The following is a 16781-nucleotide window of genomic DNA, read 5'->3' as shown; positions in this document are numbered from 1 at the left end:
GCGTCAACGGCCCAGCTCCTTGCGGGTGGCGCGGCGCAGCCTGCGCCGCTGTGAGGGGTCGAGCGTGAGATACGCCGCGGCCGGGACTCCCAGGATGATCAGGAGCGATGCCCACCAGGGCAGCCAGATCAACAGGATGAGCCCGACCGCCACACCACCTGCGGCGATCTTGGCGTTCTTGGACATGGTGTCGCCTCCTTCGCGGCCACTGCCGCTCTCTGTCTCGAGAACGGGCCCGCGCTTGCGGCAGTTCCGGACCGCGACCCTGAGACATCCCTGAGGTGCGCCCCCTACACACCCCTGACCTCCTCATAGTGACCCAGGCCACACCTCAGTCATACCCGTGTGCGCCGGAAGTGCTGTACCCTCGGCGACTCCGACCTACTAGTCAAATTTGAGGAATAAGCCATAGCCGAGCATCCGACTCTCCCGGCACCCTCCTTCGAATTCCCCGAACTGGCCCACTGCCACACCGTGTTCGTGCCCGGCGACCCGGCCCGAACCGGCAGCGTCGCCTTCTGGCGACCCGACGGCGAGGCCCCGCCGGCCGTGACGTCGGCGTCCGCCGCGCACCTGACCGTCGTCGTGCCCGGCGCTGACGGCGTCGAGCCGCTCGGTGTGCCCGCGGTTCTGCTGCCGGTACGCGCGGCCCTGCCGGTCCTCACGCGCGCGCGTGCCGAGGCTCATGGGCACCGGTCCACCGTGTTCTGGGGCGCGGCGGCCGCGCACGCCCTGCACCTCGTGGCGCGCGGACTGCTGCTGCCGGGGCTGTCCCCGGGCGACCACGACGCCTGGCGGGCGGGCCCGCTGCGCGCCCAGGACGTCGAGGCCCTGCGGCACCTCGCCGCCGCGATGCCGCCCGAGGCACACGCCGTCCCGCTGGCGGGCGCCGGGCCGCTGCGGCTGCCCGACCCGGAGCGGCTGCTGCGCGCCTTCCTCGACGCGGTCGCCGACACCCTGCCCCGCTCCCCCGCCGCGCCGCTGGTCACCGGCGGCCCCGCCTACGCGTCGCCCGAGCCGGTGCGTCTGCCCGAGCAGCGCGCGTGGGCCGCCGACGTCGCCGCGGGACACGACGCGGGGGTGCGGCTGTCGCTGCGGATCGAGGCGGACGGTCTGACGGACGCGGCGGACGACTCGGACGACTCGGACGTGACGTTCCGGGCCGTGCTCCAGGTGCACAGCGTGAGCGATCCCGCGCTCGTCGCGGACGCCGCGGGCATCTGGGCCGGCGCCGGGGCCGAGGCCTTCGGCCCGCGCGCGCGGATGGACGCGCTGCTCGCCCTGCGCCGCGCGGCCCGGGCCTGGGCCCCGCTCACGCCCCTGCTGTCGGCGACCGTGCCGGACGCGGTCGAGCTCGCCGACGAGGAGGTCACCGAGCTGCTCGGTGCGGGCGCCCGGGCGCTGGCGGCGGCCGGAGTGGACGTGCACTGGCCGAAGGGGCTGACCCGTGAGCTCACCACGCGCGCGGAGGTGGGGCCTTCCGACGACGAGGCGGGTTCCGGCCGGGACTTCCCGACCATGCCGTCGTTCCTCTCCGCCGACGCGCTGCTCGCCTTCGACTGGTCGTTCGCGCTGGGCGACCGGCGGCTGAGCCGCGAGGAGCTGGACCGGCTCGCCGAGGCCAAGCGCCCCGTGGTGCGGCTGCACGGCCAGTGGGTCCTGGTCGACCCTCAGGAGGTCCGCCTGGCCCGCTCCCGGCAGGACCACAAGGTGACGCCGGTGGACGCGCTGGGCGCAGCGCTGACGGGCTGGGCCGAGGTGGACGGCCACCGGGTCGAGGTGCGGCCCACCGGATGGCTGGCGGCCCTGCGGGAGCGGCTCGCGGACCCCGAGGCGCAACAGCCCGTGGAGCAGCCGGCCGCCCTCGCCGCCACCCTGCGGGACTACCAGCGGCGTGGCCTGAACTGGCTCGCCGGCATGACCTCGCTGGGCCTCGGCTGCTGCCTCGCCGACGACATGGGGCTCGGCAAGACGATCACACTCATCGCCCTGCACCTGCACCGGCAGACCGACGCCCGGTCGGCCGGGCCCACCCTGGTGGTCTGCCCGACGTCCCTGATGGGCAACTGGCAGCGGGAGATCGAGCGGTTCGCGCCCGGCACACCCGTGCGGCGCTTCCACGGCGCGCGGCGCGGCCTCGACGGCCTGGCCGACGGGGAGTTCGTGCTCACCACGTACGGCACGATGCGCCTGGACGCGCCCCGGCTCGCCGAGGTGCCGTGGGGCATGCTCGTGGCGGACGAGGCCCAGCACGTGAAGAACCCGCACTCCTCGACCGCGCGGGCACTGCGTTCGATCGGCGCACGCGCGCGTGTCGCGCTCACCGGCACCCCGGTGGAGAACAACCTGTCGGAGCTGTGGGCGATCCTCGACTGGACCACTCCGGGGCTGCTGGGCCGGCTCGGCACGTTCCGCAGGCGGTACGCGGAGGCCGTCGAGGGCGGTCAGGACCCGGCCGCGGCCGGCCGGCTGGCCCGGCTCGTACGGCCGTTCCTGCTGCGCCGCCGCAAGTCGGACCCGGGGATCGCCCCCGAGCTGCCTCCGAAGACGGAGACCGACCACGCCGTGTCGCTCACCCAGGAGCAGGCAGCCCTGTACGAGGCCGTGGTGCGCGAGGCGCTCGCGGAGATCGCCGGCGCGGACAGCATGGCGCGGCGCGGACTGATCGTGAAGCTGCTGACCGGCCTCAAGCAGGTCTGCAACCACCCGGCGCAGTACCTCAAGGAGGAGCGGCCGGTGGTCGCCGGACGCTCCGGGAAGCTGGAGCTGCTGGACGAACTGCTCGACACCATCCTCGCCGAGGAGGCGGGCGTACTGGTCTTCACGCAGTACGTGCAGATGGCCCGCCTCCTCGAACGGCACCTGGCGGCCCGCGGCACGCCCTCGCAGTTCCTGCACGGCGGGACGCCCGTCGCCGAACGCGAGGCCATGGTGCGGCGCTTCCAGGACGGTGAAGTGCCCGTGTTCCTGCTGTCGTTGAAGGCTGCGGGCACCGGCCTGAACCTCACCCGGGCCGAGCACGTCGTGCACTACGACCGCTGGTGGAACCCGGCGGTGGAGGCCCAGGCGACCGACCGCGCCTACCGCATCGGTCAGACCCGGCCCGTGCAGGTGCACCGGATCGTCGCCGAGGGAACCATCGAGGACCGCATCGCCGAGCTGCTGGCCCGCAAGCGGGAGCTGGCCGACGCGGTCCTGGGCTCCGGCGAGGCCGCCCTGACGGAGCTGACGGACGCGGAACTGGCGGATCTGGTCGCACTACGAGGGGGTCTGCGATGACTCGGCACGACGGTGACATGGAGCGCACGTTCGCCGCGCTGCCGCCCGCGCACGGGCGGGGCTTCGCACAGACCTGGTGGGGCCAGGCGTGGCTCAAGGCACTGGAGGACACGGCACTGGACTCGGCGCAGCTGAGGACGGGCCGCCGGCTCGCGCGCGCGGGAGCGGTCGGCGCGGTGTCGGTGCGCCCGGGGCGGCTCACAGCCGTCGTCCAGGACCCCGACCGCACGGCACACCGGGCCGACGTCCTGCTGGAGGAGCTCTCGCCCGGACAGTGGGACCACTTCCTGGACATGGCCGTCGAGCGGGCCGGTCATGTGGCGGCGCTGCTGGACCGGGATATGCCGCCGCACCTGGTCGAGGACGCGGCGGCCGCGGGCGTCGAACTGCTGCCGGACCTGGGCGATCTGGAGCCGGAGTGCGGCTGCGGGGCCTGGGACCACTGCGGGCACACGGCGGCGCTCTGCTACCAGGTGGCACGCCTGCTGGACCAGGACCCCTTCGTCCTGCTCCTGATGCGGGGACGCGACGAAGCCACCCTGCTGAACGATCTCCAGTCGCGCAGCGGCGGCGCGTCGGCCACGCTGCGTTCGGGCCAGGAGGGCGTGGACGCGGCCGAGGCGTACGCGGCCGGCGACATCCTGCCTCCGCTGCCGCCCCTGCCCGCACTCCCCGACGAGCCGGGGGTGCCGCCGTCCCTGGACACCGAGACGCCGCCCGCCCCGGGCATCGACCCGGCCGCGCTGGAGTTCCTGGCCGCGCGGACCGCCGTACAGGCCCACCGCCTGCTCGCCGAGGCGCTTCGAGGCAGGCACCCTTCCGGGGCGGACTCGACCGTCCCGGAAGACGCCGTACGGCTGGCCGCGGGCGACCCCGGGCAGGAGGTGGCGGACCGTCTGGCCGCCGGTTCGGGACGCGGCCGGGAGGGGCTGGCGGCGGCGGTCCGTGCCTGGCGGCACGGCGGTACGGCCGCGTTGGCCGTGCTCGACGAGGAGTGGAAGGCTCAGGGCGAGACGCTCGCACGCGCGCGTGCCGCACTGGAGTCGGCCTGGGACGCGGACGAGCGGCCTGAGCTGCGGGCGCGGGGCAACCGCTGGACGGTCGTCGGCGCACCGGTCCAGCTGCGCCTCGGCCGGGACGGCCGGTGGTGGCCGTACCACAAGGAGCGCGGCCGCTGGCTGCCCTCGGGAGGCGCCGCACAGGACCCGGCGACGGCACTGACGTCGGCGGAACTCGCCGCCGGGGACGGGGCTGCTCAGAGCTCAGGGCAGTAGCCCGCCGGTATCCAGGGACGGCAGGAGCGATTCCAGTTCGCTGGGCAGATCGCTCGGCAGCCGGCTGGGAAAGCCCGACGGCAGCCGGGTCGGCAGGTTGCTGGGCAACGCGGTGGGCAGCTTTGTCGGGATGCCGAAGGACGGGGCGGGGGTGGCGCTCGTGCTTTCGGCGGGCGGCTCCGGGTCCGCCGAGTCGTCGCTGCCCCTGGCCATCAGCACCACGACGGCCACGGCTGCGACGGCCACGAGCACGGCGAGCAGGACGAACAGGGGATTCCGGCGCCGGGGAGGCCGCGGCGGATGAGGCGGTACGGGTGGCATGGCCATACCGACCAGAGTCGCCGCGCGCCGCTCAAGGCGGGAGGGGCGCACGGAAGTTGGTACGGGCCTATGGCGCGGATCGCATGATTCCGGAGCATTGCGGTCCCTCGGCCGGTCACACACGCCGTGACCGGCCGAGGGACCCACACGCGGGCCGACGAGCCCGCACGCGCGCGTGCGCTCAGCCGCGCGCCCCCAGCAGGTGGTCCATCGCCAGCTGGTCGAGACGCTCGAAGGCCATGCCGCGGGCGGCGGCCGCCTCGACGTCGAAGGTCTCGAAGGCCGACCGGTCGGCGAGCAGGGCCTGGAGGCCGTCCGCGGCGGTGGGCTGGGCCAGCTCGTCCAGGCGGGCCGCGCGCAGGGCCTCCTGGACCTCCGGGTCGGCGCGGAAGGCGGCGGCGCGCTCCTTGAGGATGAGGTAGTTGCGCATGCAGCCGGCCGCCGAGGCCCACACCCCGTCGAGGTCCTCGGTCCGCGGCGGCTTGAAGTCGAAGTGCCGCGGGCCGGTGTAGCCGGCCGATTCCAGCAGGTCGACCAGCCAGAACGCGGCACGCAGGTCACCGGCGCCGAAGCGCAGGTCCTGGTCGTACTTGATGCCGGACTGGCCGTTGAGGTCGATGTGGAACAGCTTGCCCGCCCACAGCGCCTGCGCGATGCCGTGCGGGAAGTTCAGCCCGGCCATCTGCTCGTGCCCGACCTCGGGGTTGACGCCGTACAGCTCCGGACGCTCCAGGCGCTCGATGAACGCCAGGGCGTGGCCGACGGTGGGCAGCAGGATGTCGCCGCGCGGCTCGTTCGGCTTGGGCTCGATCGCGAAGCGCAGGTCGTAGCCCTGGGAGGTGACGTACTCGCCGAGCAGGTCGAAGGCCTCCTTCATCCGGTCCAGGGCCGCGCGGACGTCCTTGGCGGCGCCCGACTCGGCACCTTCCCGGCCGCCCCAGGCGACGTACACCTGGGCGCCGAGCTCGACGGCGAGGTCGATGTTGCGGATGGTCTTGCGCAGGGCGTAGCGGCGCACGTCGCGGTCGTTCGCGGTGAAGGCGCCGTCCTTGAAGACCGGGTGCGTGAAGAGGTTGGTGGTGGCCATCGGGACCTTCATGCCCGTGGCGTCCAGCGCCTGCCGGAAGCGCTTGATGTGGGCCTCGCGCTCGGTGTCGCTGGAGCCGAAGGGGATCAGGTCGTCGTCGTGGAAGGTGACGCCGTGGGCGCCGAGCTCGGCCAGGCGCTGCACCGTCTCGACCGGGTCGAGGGCGCGCCGCGTGGCGTCGCCGAAGGGGTCCCGTCCCTGCCAGCCGACGGTCCACAAGCCGAAGGTGAACCTGTCCTCGGGGGTGGGCTGGTAGCTCATGCCGCGGCTCCTCGCTCGCTGAGACTATTTCGTCATGCCGATTTACAAATTAGTATGCGAGCACCTTCCTGGGAAGAGACAAGGTGTCTCGGGACGAGAGCAGAGGGAGAAACCCGATGTCAGCAGCCGAGGGTCCGCTCGTCGTCGGCGTGGACTCGTCCACCCAGTCCACCAAGGCGCTGGTCGTCGACGCGTCGACCGGCCGGGTCGTCGCGAGCGGCCAGGCGCCGCACACGGTCTCCTCGGGGGCCGGGCGCGAGAGCGATCCGCGTCAGTGGTGGGACGCGTTGTGCGAGGCGCTGCGCCAGTGCGGCGACGCGGCGCACGAGGCCGCCGCGGTGTCGGTCGGCGGGCAGCAGCACGGCCTGGTCGCCCTGGACGACCGGGGCGAGCCGGTGCGGCCCGCCCTGCTGTGGAACGACGTGCGCTCGGCGCCGCAGGCACGCCGGCTCACGGAGGAACTGGGCGGCGCCAAGTTCTGGGCCGAGCGCACCGGGCTCGTCCCCGCCGCCTCCTTCACGGTCACCAAGTGGGCCTGGCTGGCCGAGCACGAGCCGGAGGCGGCGCGCGCCACCAAGGCCGTGCGCCTCCCCCACGACTACCTGACCGAGCGGCTCACCGGGCAGGGCACGACCGACCGCGGCGACGCCTCCGGGACGGGCTGGTGGGCATCCGGGACGGAAGGCTACGACGAGGAGATCCTGGCGCACGTGGGGCTCGACCCGGCCCTGCTGCCCCGGGTGGTCCGGCCCGGCGAGGTGGCGGGCACGGTGCGCGACAGTCATGATCTGCCGTTCTCCAAGGGCACCCTGGTCGCGCCCGGCACCGGCGACAACGCCGCCGCGGCGCTCGGCCTCGGGGTGCGTCCGGGCGTGCCCGTGATGAGCCTCGGCACCTCGGGCACGGTGTACGCGGTGTCGCAGCGGCGGCCCGCCGACCCGACCGGCACGGTGGCCGGTTTCGCCGACGCCCGCGGTGACTGGCTGCCGCTGGCCTGCACCCTGAACTGCACGCTCGCCGTCGACCGCGTGGCGACACTGCTGGGCCTGGACCGCGAGGCCGTCGAGCCCGGCACGGCCGTCACGCTGCTGCCCTACCTGGACGGCGAACGCACCCCGAACCTGCCCAACGCCTCCGGTCTGCTGCACGGCCTGCGCCACGACACGACCGCCGGCCAGCTGCTCCAGGCCGCCTACGACGGCGCCGTGCACTCCCTGCTCGGCGCGCTCGACCTGGTCCTCGACGAGGACGCGGACCCCGCGGCGCCCCTGCTGCTGATCGGCGGCGGCGCCCGCGGCACGGCCTGGCAGCAGACCGTGCGGCGGCTGTCGGGGCGTCCCGTGCAGGTGCCCGAGGCGAAGGAGCTGGTCGCGCTCGGCGCCGCCGCACAGGCGGCCGGGGTGCTGACCGGGGAGGACCCCGCGGCGGTCGCCCGGCGCTGGAACACGGCGGCCGGGCCGGTGCTCGACGCCGTCGAGCGGGACGAGGAGACGCTGGCCAGGATCGCCGGGGTACTCTCCGACGCGGCTCCGCTGCTGGAGCGGCCCACGGACACCCACTGAGGACTGGCGTCAGGCATGACCGCACCGCTGCACCAGGACCGTCCGGCCGGACCGGGACGTGCCCTGCCGGACACCCAGCAGGGCATGCGCCGCCGCAACCTCGCCCGGGTCCTGCACGCCGTCCGTGCCGGGGGACCGCTGTCGCGGGCCGCCGTCGCGTCGCGGATCGGCCTGACCCGGGCGGCGGTGTCGACGCTCGTCGACGAACTGATCCGCTCGGGGCTGCTGGAGGAGCTGGGGCCCGAACGGCCCGGCCGGGTGGGCCGCCCCGGGTCCGCGCTCGCGCTGAGCGGACGCGGCCCGGCGGGGATCGGTGCGGAGATCGGCGTCGACCATCTCGCGGTCTGTGCCGTGGACCTGCGCGGCCAGACCCGGTCGCGGGCGATACGCCAGGGCGCGAACCGCGGCCGCTCCCCCGGGCCCGTGCTCGCCGAGCTCACCGAACTCATCCGCCGGGTGGTCGCCGAGGCGGAGGGCGAGGGCCTGTGGCCGGCCGGTCTCGCCGTGGCCGTGCCCGGTCTGGTGGCGCGCGACGCCCGGACCGTCGTACGCGCCCCGAACCTCGACTGGCACGACACGGACCTCGGTGACCTGCTGCCGGCGGACCTGCCGCTGACGGTGGACAACGAGGCCAACTTCGGCGCCCTCGCCGAACTCTGGCTGGGCGAGGGCACGCCGCGCGACTTCCTGCATGTGTCGGCGGAGATCGGCATCGGCGCGGCGGTCGTGGTGGACGGCGGGCTGCTGCGCGGAACCCGCGGTTTCGCGGGCGAGTTGGGGCACGTGCCGGTCCAGCCGGACGGCCCGGAGTGCGCGTGCGGCGGGCGCGGGTGCCTGGAGCAGTACGCCGGCGAGGAGGCGGTGCTGCGCGCGGCCGGCCTGGAGCCGGACGAGGACCGGGTCGGGCTGCTCGCGGGGCGCGCGGCGGAGGGCGACGAGGACGTACGCCGAGCCCTGCGCGACGCGGGCACCGCACTCGGGGTCGCCCTGACCGGGGCGGTGAACCTGCTCGACCCGGAGAGCGTGGTGCTGGGCGGGGAGCTGTCCGGGCTGGCGCCGTGGCTGCTGCCGTCGTTGCACGACGAGTTGGCGCGCCGCACGGCGGGTCCGGCCTGTCCCGTGTCCGTGTCCGGGCTGGGGCCTCAGGGGCCGCTGCTGGGGGCAGCGCACTCGGTCGTGCGGACGGTGCTGGACGATCCGGCCACCGTCGCCGAGCGGGCCTGAGACAGCCCGGCCTGCCAGGGCGAGGCCGATCCGGGCCGCCACCGGGACTGGAAGCGCTGCCTGAGACCGGTCGGCAACTCCGCCTGAGACCGAGGCACTTCCCGACCCTGTCGCCCGGCCGTCACCTCACGTCCCGGTTACAAAACGCTCAACCTCTGGTTGCGGCACGGTAAGCACGCGACCATGGGACCATGACCCTGGCCCAGCGCGCCCTGGAGCGTCTGCAGGCCTGGCCCGACCTGATGGCGGGCCCGGCGAGTTGCGGTACCGGACGGGCGCTCCGCTGCGTCCGTGACGAGATCGTCCACTTCCACTCGACGCGGGACGTCGATCTCCACCTCACCCGCCGGGCCATCCAGCGTTTCCACTACGACCTCGCCGCATCGAGTGCGATCCACCTGGTTCCCGGATCGTGCTGGGTGACGGTCCACCTCGACTGCGAGGCGGACATCGAACTGCTGATGAGCCTGGTGAGCATCGCCCTCAAGGCCCACCAGACCCGGCCCGCCGGTGAGGAGCAGGGGCTCGCCGGGTGCAACTTCCACCGGGTCACGGTCCTGCCGCGCGACGCCGTAGCGGGCGGCTGAGCCTTGGCGACCCGGCCGGAGTCCGTCAACGCCGAGGCCTGGCGCACGTACGGAGCACACCACCTGCGGCGGGGCACGGTGCTGCCCGAGGTGGCCCGGATCGACTGGGGGTTCGAGGGCGCCGGGCCGGGGACCGAGGTGCTCGGGGAGCTGACGGGACGGCGTGTGCTGGACCTCGGGTGCGGTCCGGCGCGGCACGCCGCCCACCTGGTCCGTGCTCACGGCGCGCTGGTGGACGCGGTCGACTCCTCGGCCGGGCAGTACGAACGGGCCCGCGCCCGCTACGGCTCCCTGCCCGGGCTGCGCCTGGTCCGGGCGGACGCGGTGGAACATCTGCGCTCGGCGGAGCCGTACGACGTCATCTACTCGGTCAACGCCGTGCCGTACATCGACCCGCACCGGCTGCTGCCCGCCCTGGCCGCTGCGCTCAAGCCGGGCGGCAGGCTCTGCTTCACCGTGCTGCACACCAACTCGCACGGTGACGGACCGTCGGACCAGGTCGTCGCCCGGCCGGAGATCCTGCGGCTGGCCGGCGGCGGGGACGTCACCGTCCAGATGTGGGTCCTCGAAACGGAGCTGTGGACGGCCCTGCTCGCCGAGCACGGGCTGCGCGTGGAGCAGGTCGACGTCCTCGACACGCCGCAGACCGGCAACCACGCCTCCTACCGGCTCTTCCGCGTGACACGGCCGGTCCGTGTCTCCTCCCGGCCGCGCACCGCCAAGCCGCCGGTGGCCCATGCCGCGCTCGGGGTCGGCGCCGTCCTGCACGGTCCCCGCGGACTGCTCCTGGGCCGGCACCGGCACGGGACGTGGGAGCTGCCCGGCGGGACGGTGGAGCCCGGCGAGTCGCTGCGGGAGGCGGTCGTGCGCGAACTCGGTGAGGAGACGGGGCTCGACGCCCGGCCTGAGGACGTCCGGCTGCTGGGCACGCTCCTCGACGACGCCGGCGGTGTCGTGCGGGTGACGGTGGCCGCCCGGGTCACCGCCTGGCGGGGAGAGCCGTCGGACCAGCCCGGGGAGAGCGTGGGCCGCTGGCGCTGGTTCGCCCTGGACCGGCTGCCGGAGGAGCTGTTCGTGTGCAGCGCGCAGGCCCTCACCGCGTGGCGGCCGGGTCTGCCGATCGACCACGCGCCCGCTCACTTCACGCCGTACGACACCGGAACGGGCGACGGCTGAAGCACCCAGAGGGGTGCGTTTTTTCAGCCGTTCCCGTGGAGTCGGCGCACAGCCGCCCTGCCGGCACCCGTGGTCTGGTGCACTGCCCCTGAGGATCCGGTCGGTTGACGAGGCATCAGGGGGCACGGTGGCAGGTCGTCGCGGGCGACGGGGAGCAGGCAGAGCGGTACTGGCGTTTCTCACGGCGTTCGGCGCGCTGACAGGTGCGGCCCTGGCGGGGGCGGCTCCGGCCGCCGCCATCCACAAGGGCGTACGGGTCGCGCCGGGTGTCACGTACGAGCAGTTCGACATCGAGGCCGCCAAGGGGGTGACGCACGCGCACGTCCTGAGGGTCGACCTTGGCCATCCGCGGGTACGGGTCGATCTGCTGTACCCCGGGGCGGTGGCCTCGCGTGCGCAGGTCTCGCGGATGGCCGACGCCCAGGGGGCCGTCGCCGGTGTCAACGGCGACTTCTTCAACATCACCGAGACGCAGCACCCGGGCGTCGAGGTGACCGGTGCGAGCGTGGGCCCGGCGATCGCGGCCGGGCGGACGCTCAAGGCGGCCGTGCCGGACGGTCAGCGTTTCGGCCCGGCGCTGCCGCCCGGCACGAACACCGAGGACGTGTTCGGCGTCGGTACCGACCAAGTGGCGCGGCTGGACCGGCTGGCCCTGGACGGCTCGGTCCGTACGGCCGAGGCGCAGCTTCCGCTGGGCGGGCTCAACCAGTACGCGCTGCCGGTGGGTTCCGTCGGCGCGTTCACCTCCGACTGGGGCAGCGTCTCCCGCGTGCGCGCCACGTGCGGCACGGACACGGACCGGGCCGCGCCGTGCAGCACGGACACGTACGAGGTGACGGTCCGCGACGGCAAGGTCGTGTCGGCCGCCGACACACCCGGCAGCGGCCCCATCGCCGCGGGCACCACCGTGCTGGTCGGCCGGGAGGCGGGGGCACAGCAGTTGCGGAAGCTGTCCACCGGTGAAGCGGTCGAGGTCGAGCACCGTCTCGTGGCGGCCACGGACGGCGTCGCGTACCGCCTCGCCCTCGGCGGCTACCCGGTCCTCGCGGGCGGCCGGCCGCTGCCGGGTCTGGACGACACGACGTCGGCCGTTCGCACGGCGGTGGGAATCGCCGACGGCGGGCGGCGCATGCTGCTGCTCGCGCTGGACGGCGCCGCCGCCTACCGCAGCGGCCTGACGATCGCCGAAGTGGCCGACACCATGCGGAAGCTGGGCTCGGACGACGCCTTCAGCCTGGACGGCGGCGGGTCGTCGACGCTGGTCGCCCGGAAGACGGGCGCGAGCACCGTCTCGGTGCGCAACCACCCCAGCGGCGGTGCCGAACGCGCCGTCCCGAACGGCATCGGCGTGTTCTCGGCGCCGTGACCTCAGGGCCGCAGGCTGCTGACGATGTCAGCCGTCGCCGTGAGGCCGCTGTGGATGGTGGGGGCGATGCTGGTGCTGGCCAGGTAGAAGCCGAGCAGCAGGCAGACCAGGGCATGGGAGAGCTTCAGCCCGCCGTTGCGCAGGAAGATCACCGCAAGGACCGAGAGCAGCAGCACCACAGAGATGGAAATGGCCATCGTCAACTCCTCCGCCACGCCGCCATGTCCGGTTCACGGCGTTCGGCCGTAAGTGTGGCGTAGCGGAGGGTTCATCCGGGCAGCTGACCTGTCCGCCGAACGTGTGATGTCCTACGCGGCCCGCCGGGCGTCCAGGAACGCTTCCAGTCCGGCGAGGTCGTCGGTGTTGAGGTGGTCGACGTCCGCGGCGAGCAGTTCGGCCCACACCGCGTCCCGGGCGGGGCCGGCCAGGTCCGGGGTCGCCCAGAACCGTACCCTCTGCCCCCGCTGGTGCGCGGTCCGGACGATACCCCGCAGCTTCTCCCGCTCGGCGTCCGGGAACGCGCCCACGCCCCGCCAGGTGAAGTTGAGCGTCCAGTTGTCGCTGATCAGCGGGATGAAGGCGGCGGGCGCCTGGCTGCCGAGGTCGGCGAGCCGGCCGTCGTAGAAGGCGCGCCGGACGGTCTGGGCCTCCATCGGGGCGCGGGCCGCGCGGTCGCCGGAGACGACGGCGGTGACCGGGCCGGGGAGGACCCGGCCGTGGGCGTACGTCGTGAACAGGTGCCGGTAGCGGCTGAGGTGGCGGTCGAGTGCGAGGTACGTCGACGAGCCCTCGGTCTTGATGTCGACGAGCAGTTGCAGTGACCCGCGGTACCCCCGGTACACGCGGCCGCGGTTGGCCCGCACGCGCGCGGCGAGCGGGTCGAGGTAGAGGGACTCCAATGTGCGGGCCGGGTCGAGGTCCTCCGGGTCGTGGGCGACGAGGAGCTGGTCGCCGACGAGGTGGATGTCGGCCTCGACGCTGCCGAAGCGGTGGTCGAGGGCGTCGAACAGGGGGCGCGGGTGCTCGTAGTCGTTGTGGGCATGGGCCCGCCACAACGGGCGGGGTCCGTGCCGCCGTTCGCCGGCGAGGGCGTGGCCGGCGGGCAGGGCGACCGAGCCCGCGAGGGCGGCGCCGAGGGTGGTGAGGGCTCTGCGACGGGTGGTGAGGTCCATGCTCTGCCTCCCTGGGAGTGCCGTACGGGAACCCTGCGAGTATGGGGTTCGCGCAGGGCCAAGGAGCAGGGCCTTGCGGGGAGTTGGCCGGAGTGCCGTCGGGTGTTCACTTCACGCAGGCAGGGCACACGAAAAAGCCCGCCCCTGGTGGGGCGGGCTTTTCACCGGCGTCGGCGTGACGTCGGCATGGCGTCGATCAGGTGTGCCTCAGGGTGCTTGGAGGCCGACCAGTCCGGCCAGTGCCTCGCGGTGGGCGCCGGCCGTGCCGTAGGCGATCGAGTCGGCCTTGGCGCGCTTCAGGTACAGGTGCACCGGGTGCTCCCACGTCATGCCGATGCCGCCGTGCAGTTGCAGGGCTTCCTCGGCGGCGTGGACGGCCACGGGTGCCGCGTAGGCCTGGGCGACCGTGACGGCCACGTCGGTGTCCTCGCCGGTCGACAGGGCGTCGGCGGCGTTGCGGGCGGCCGCGCGGAGGTTGGCCACCTCCAGCCACAGCTGGGCCAGCCGGTGCTTGAGCGCCTGGAAGCCGCCGACGGGCCGGTTGAACTGCTTGCGGTCCTTGAGGTAGCGGACGGTCTCCGTCAGCGTCCAGTCGGCCAGGCCGAGCTGTTCGGAGGCGAGCAGCCCGGCTCCGGCGCGCAGGGCCCGGCGCACGGCGGGTTCGGCATCGCCCAGCAGGCGGCCCGGCGCGCCGTCGAGGGTGACGGTCGCCAGCGGCCGGGTCAGGTCAAGGGAGATCTGCGGTGTGACGGTCGCGGCGGTGGCGTCGACCGCGTACAGGCCGCCGTCGTCGGCGGGCACGAGCAGCACGTCCGCAACGGCCGCGTCCGCGATGCCGGTCAGTTCGCCGCGCAGCAGACCGTTCTCGTGCCGGACGACCTTGTAGGCGGCGCCCGGTGCGACGTCGAGGGCGACCGCGAGGCACCCGATCGACGTCCCGGAGGCGAGCTCGCCGAGCAGGTCGCCGGTCCCGCAGGCCAGCAGCGCCTCGGTGGCGACGACCGCGCTCGTGAGGTACGGGACGGGCGCGACCGCACGCCCCAGCTCCTCCAGCACCACGGCGGCCTCCCGGTGCGTGGCACCCTGGCCGTCCAGTTCCTCCGGCACCAGCAGGCCCGCGAGGCCCATGCCGTCGGTGAGGGCCTTCCACAGCGCCGGGTTGTGCGGGGCGTCCGATTCGATGCGGGCGATGACGCCCGGGGCGCCGCTGTGGTCGGCGAGCAGGTCGCGGACGGCGGCCCGCAGCGCCTCTTCCTCTTCCGAGTACAACAGGTCGGGCGATGCGCTCATCGGGCCAGGTCCTTCCAGGCGACGTCCTTGTCGGTGCGCGGTTCGGCGGGCAGGCCGAGGACGCGCTCGGCGACGATGTTCAGCAGGACCTCGCTGGTCCCGCCCTCGATGCTGTTGCCCTTGGAGCGCAGGTAGCGGTAGCCGGCCTCGCGGCCGGTGAAGTCGACCAGCTCCGGGCGGCGCATGGTCCAGTCGTCGTACAACAGGCCCTCGGCACCGAGGAGTTCCACCTCCAGACCGCTGATCTCCTGGTTGAGGCGGGCGAAGGCGAGCTTCATGCCGGCGCCCTCGGGGCCGGGCTGGCCGGCCACGAGCTGCTGGCGCAGCCGCTCACTGGTGAGCCGCGCGACCTCGGCCTCGACCCAGAGCTTCAGCAGGCGCTGGTGCAGGTCGTGGGTGCGCAGCTCGGGGCGTTCCCGCCAGGTCTTCGAGATCGGGCCGATCATGCCGCCCTCGCGGGGCAGCCGCATGCCGCCGATGGCGACGCGCTCGTTGTTCAGGGTGGTCTGCGCGACCCGCCAGCCGTCACCGACCTCGCCGAGGCGGCGGGAGTCCGGGATGCGGACGTCGGTGAGGAACACCTCGTTGAACTCGGCCTCGCCGGTGATCTGCCGCAGCGGCCGCACCTCGACGCCGGGGTCGGTCATGTCGCAGACGAAGTACGTGATGCCCCGGTGCTTGGGCACGTCCGGGTCGGTGCGCGCGATGAGGATCGCCCAGCGGGCCACATGGGCGCTGGACGTCCACACCTTCTGCCCGTTGACGACCCAGTTGTCGCCCTCCCGCACCGCTCGCGTACGCAGCGCGGCCAGGTCGGACCCGGCACCCGGCTCGCTGAACAGCTGGCACCAGACCTCCTCGCCCACCCAGAGAGGCCTGAGGAATCGCTGCTTCTGCTCTTCGGTGCCGTACTTGAGGATCGTCGGCGCGGCCATCCCGAGGCCGATGCCGATGCGCCGCGGATCGTTGTCGGGCGCCCCGGCCGCCTCCAGCTCGGCGTCCACGACGGCCTGGAGGGACCGCGGAGCGCCGAGTCCGCCGAGGCCCTCCGGGTAGTGCACCCAGGCCAGTCCGGCGTCGAAGCGGGCCCGGAGGAAGTCCAGGCGGTCGGTCGAGGCCGGCGGGTGAGCGGCCAGCAGGTCCTGTGTGCGACGGCGCAGTTCCTCGGCGTCGGTCATGCGGCGGCTCCCTTCTCCAGGACGACGGCCACCCGGCCGGTCGTCACGCCGTCGGCGACCCGCTGCACGGCGGCGGCCGCCCCGCCGAGCGGAACGCGTTCACTCACCAGCGGCTTGATCGCGCCCCGGGCGGCCAGCTCGGTGAGCTGCTCGTGGCAGTGCTGGACCAGCTTCGGGTTCTTGGTGTTGTACAGCCCCCAGTGCAGGCCGAGGATCGAGTAGTTCTTCACCAGGGCGTGGTTCAGCCCCGGGCTGGGGATCGTGCCGCTGGCGAAGCCGACGACGACGATCCGCCCCTCGAAGGCGACGACCTTGGTGGACTGCGTGTAGGCCTCGCCGCCGACCGGGTCGTAGATCACGTCGGCGCCCCGGCCGCCGGTGGCCTCCTTGACGGCGGCGACGACGTCCTCGGAGCGCCGGTCGATCACGACGTCACAGCCCAGCTCGCGGGCGACGGCCGCCTTCCCGGAGCCGCCGACGACACCGATGACGGTGGCGCCGGCGGCCTTCCCGAGCTGCACGGCCGCGCTGCCGACCCCTCCTGCGGCAGCGTGGACGAGCAGGGTCTCGCCGGCCTGCAGACCGGCCCGGCGGTGCAGACCGAACCAGCCGGTCTGGTAGCCGATGTGCAGGGCCGCGGCCTGAGCGTCGTCCAGGGCGTCCGGCGCGGGCAGCAGGGCGGCGGAGTCCGCGACGGCGTACTCGGCGAAGCCGCCGTACGGCAGGACCGGGTTGGCGATCACCCGGCGGCCGTCCTCCGTCTCGCCGCAGATCTCCACACCCGGGGTGAACGGCAGCGGCGGCCTGACCTGGTAGTGACCGCGGCACAGCAGGGCGTCGGGGAAGTTGATGTTGGCGGCCCGTACCTTCAGCAGGAGCTGGCCGTCACCGGGTGTGGGCGGCTCCACGTCCACGAGCCGCATCACCTCGCCCGGCTCGCCGTTCTCGTGCACTTGCCATGCCTGCATGCGGGGCCTCCACGGGGGACTGCTTCGTCTGACCGG

Annotated in this window: 15 protein-coding genes; 7 read left to right on the top strand and 8 right to left on the bottom strand. The window is 74.0% G+C overall.

Features of this window, described 5'->3' with window-relative positions:
* Window positions 1–3: 3 nt before the first annotated feature.
* Window positions 4–186, bottom strand: a complete 183-nt coding sequence (locus ACH4G3_RS19645; protein ID WP_010040978.1) for a hypothetical protein — start codon at window positions 184–186, stop codon at window positions 4–6.
* A gap of 294 nt (window positions 187–480) precedes the next feature.
* Here ACH4G3_RS19645 and ACH4G3_RS19640 point away from each other — a divergent pair, with 294 nt between their 5' ends.
* Both ACH4G3_RS19640 and ACH4G3_RS19635 read left to right on the top strand, forming a co-directional pair.
* A complete protein-coding gene (locus tag ACH4G3_RS19640) occupies window positions 481–3279 on the top strand; it encodes a DEAD/DEAH box helicase (protein WP_397625680.1) in 2799 nt (932 codons plus the stop codon).
* On the top strand, window positions 3276–4553 hold the full coding sequence (locus ACH4G3_RS19635; protein ID WP_397625679.1) for an SWIM zinc finger family protein: 1278 nt from the start codon (window positions 3276–3278) through the stop codon (window positions 4551–4553). The genes ACH4G3_RS19640 and ACH4G3_RS19635 overlap by 4 nt, the downstream gene beginning before the upstream one ends.
* Here ACH4G3_RS19635 and ACH4G3_RS19630 read toward each other — a convergent pair.
* Together ACH4G3_RS19630 and xylA are read right to left on the bottom strand one after the other, a co-directional pair.
* Window positions 4542–4880: a hypothetical protein gene (locus tag ACH4G3_RS19630; protein WP_397625678.1), complete on the bottom strand. Its 339-nt coding sequence runs from the start codon at window positions 4878–4880 to the stop codon at window positions 4542–4544. The two genes, ACH4G3_RS19635 and ACH4G3_RS19630, sit on opposite strands and share 12 nt — an antisense overlap.
* Window positions 4881–5055: 175 nt before the next feature.
* On the bottom strand, window positions 5056–6222 hold the full coding sequence (gene xylA, locus ACH4G3_RS19625) for a xylose isomerase (RefSeq protein ID WP_397625677.1): 1167 nt from the start codon (window positions 6220–6222) through the stop codon (window positions 5056–5058).
* Between the two features lie 116 nt (window positions 6223–6338).
* Between xylA and xylB the strand changes: the two genes are divergently transcribed.
* The 5 genes from xylB to ACH4G3_RS19600 all read left to right on the top strand — a co-directional run bounded on the left by xylB (window position 6339) and on the right by ACH4G3_RS19600 (window position 12137).
* Window positions 6339–7784, top strand: a complete 1446-nt coding sequence (gene xylB, locus ACH4G3_RS19620) for a xylulokinase (RefSeq protein WP_397625676.1) — start codon at window positions 6339–6341, stop codon at window positions 7782–7784.
* Window positions 7785–7799: 15 nt separating this feature from the next.
* Window positions 7800–9008, top strand: a complete 1209-nt coding sequence (locus ACH4G3_RS19615) for an ROK family protein (protein ID WP_397625675.1) — start codon at window positions 7800–7802, stop codon at window positions 9006–9008.
* A 191-nt stretch (window positions 9009–9199) separates the two neighbouring features.
* Window positions 9200–9595, top strand: a complete 396-nt coding sequence (locus tag ACH4G3_RS19610; RefSeq protein ID WP_397625674.1) for a luciferase domain-containing protein — start codon at window positions 9200–9202, stop codon at window positions 9593–9595.
* A 3-nt stretch (window positions 9596–9598) separates the two neighbouring features.
* On the top strand, window positions 9599–10771 hold the full coding sequence (locus ACH4G3_RS19605; protein WP_397625673.1) for a bifunctional class I SAM-dependent methyltransferase/NUDIX hydrolase: 1173 nt from the start codon (window positions 9599–9601) through the stop codon (window positions 10769–10771).
* 127 nt (window positions 10772–10898) lie between these two features.
* On the top strand, window positions 10899–12137 hold the full coding sequence (locus ACH4G3_RS19600) for a phosphodiester glycosidase family protein (RefSeq protein WP_397625672.1): 1239 nt from the start codon (window positions 10899–10901) through the stop codon (window positions 12135–12137).
* Window positions 12138–12139: 2 nt separating this feature from the next.
* Here ACH4G3_RS19600 and ACH4G3_RS19595 read toward each other — a convergent pair whose 3' ends face one another.
* From ACH4G3_RS19595 to ACH4G3_RS19575, 5 genes are all read right to left on the bottom strand, one after another.
* Window positions 12140–12334 (bottom strand): hypothetical protein, encoded by a 195-nt coding sequence (locus ACH4G3_RS19595; RefSeq protein WP_037674060.1) that lies wholly within the window; start codon window positions 12332–12334, stop codon window positions 12140–12142.
* Between the two features lie 111 nt (window positions 12335–12445).
* A complete protein-coding gene (locus ACH4G3_RS19590) occupies window positions 12446–13309 on the bottom strand; it encodes a phosphatidylinositol-specific phospholipase C/glycerophosphodiester phosphodiesterase family protein (protein ID WP_397625671.1) in 864 nt (287 codons plus the stop codon).
* Between the two features lie 207 nt (window positions 13310–13516).
* Window positions 13517–14599, bottom strand: coding sequence for an acyl-CoA dehydrogenase family protein (locus ACH4G3_RS19585; RefSeq protein ID WP_397625670.1), 1083 nt, complete (start codon window positions 14597–14599; stop codon window positions 13517–13519).
* Window positions 14596–15777, bottom strand: coding sequence for an acyl-CoA dehydrogenase family protein (locus ACH4G3_RS19580; protein WP_397625669.1), 1182 nt, complete (start codon window positions 15775–15777; stop codon window positions 14596–14598). Before ACH4G3_RS19580 ends, ACH4G3_RS19585 begins: the two co-directional genes overlap by 4 nt.
* Window positions 15774–16745 (bottom strand): NADPH:quinone oxidoreductase family protein, encoded by a 972-nt coding sequence (locus ACH4G3_RS19575; protein ID WP_397625668.1) that lies wholly within the window; start codon window positions 16743–16745, stop codon window positions 15774–15776. Before ACH4G3_RS19575 ends, ACH4G3_RS19580 begins: the two co-directional genes overlap by 4 nt.
* Between the last annotated feature and the right edge of the window lie 36 nt (window positions 16746–16781).

It is taken from the genome of Streptomyces afghaniensis, assembly GCF_044327915.1.
GTDB classification, from domain to species: Bacteria; Actinomycetota; Actinomycetes; order Streptomycetales; family Streptomycetaceae; genus Streptomyces; species Streptomyces afghaniensis.
Note: the sequence above shows the minus strand (reverse complement) of the source record. Positions and strands in the feature narration are given on the sequence as shown.

Coding starts and splice junctions, on each gene's coding strand:
- ACH4G3_RS19645 (WP_010040978.1), bottom strand. CDS start 186: ATGTCCAAGAACGCCAAGATCGCCGCAGGTGGTGTGGCGGTCGGGCTC.
- ACH4G3_RS19635 (WP_397625679.1), top strand. CDS start 3,276: ATGACTCGGCACGACGGTGACATGGAGCGCACGTTCGCCGCGCTGCCG.
- ACH4G3_RS19630 (WP_397625678.1), bottom strand. CDS start 4,880: ATGGCCATGCCACCCGTACCGCCTCATCCGCCGCGGCCTCCCCGGCGC.
- xylA (WP_397625677.1), bottom strand. CDS start 6,222: ATGAGCTACCAGCCCACCCCCGAGGACAGGTTCACCTTCGGCTTGTGG.
- xylB (WP_397625676.1), top strand. CDS start 6,339: ATGTCAGCAGCCGAGGGTCCGCTCGTCGTCGGCGTGGACTCGTCCACC.
- ACH4G3_RS19615 (WP_397625675.1), top strand. CDS start 7,800: ATGACCGCACCGCTGCACCAGGACCGTCCGGCCGGACCGGGACGTGCC.
- ACH4G3_RS19610 (WP_397625674.1), top strand. CDS start 9,200: ATGACCCTGGCCCAGCGCGCCCTGGAGCGTCTGCAGGCCTGGCCCGAC.
- ACH4G3_RS19595 (WP_037674060.1), bottom strand. CDS start 12,334: ATGGCCATTTCCATCTCTGTGGTGCTGCTGCTCTCGGTCCTTGCGGTG.
- ACH4G3_RS19590 (WP_397625671.1), bottom strand. CDS start 13,309: ATGGACCTCACCACCCGTCGCAGAGCCCTCACCACCCTCGGCGCCGCC.
- ACH4G3_RS19585 (WP_397625670.1), bottom strand. CDS start 14,599: ATGAGCGCATCGCCCGACCTGTTGTACTCGGAAGAGGAAGAGGCGCTG.
- ACH4G3_RS19580 (WP_397625669.1), bottom strand. CDS start 15,777: ATGACCGACGCCGAGGAACTGCGCCGTCGCACACAGGACCTGCTGGCC.
- ACH4G3_RS19575 (WP_397625668.1), bottom strand. CDS start 16,745: ATGCAGGCATGGCAAGTGCACGAGAACGGCGAGCCGGGCGAGGTGATG.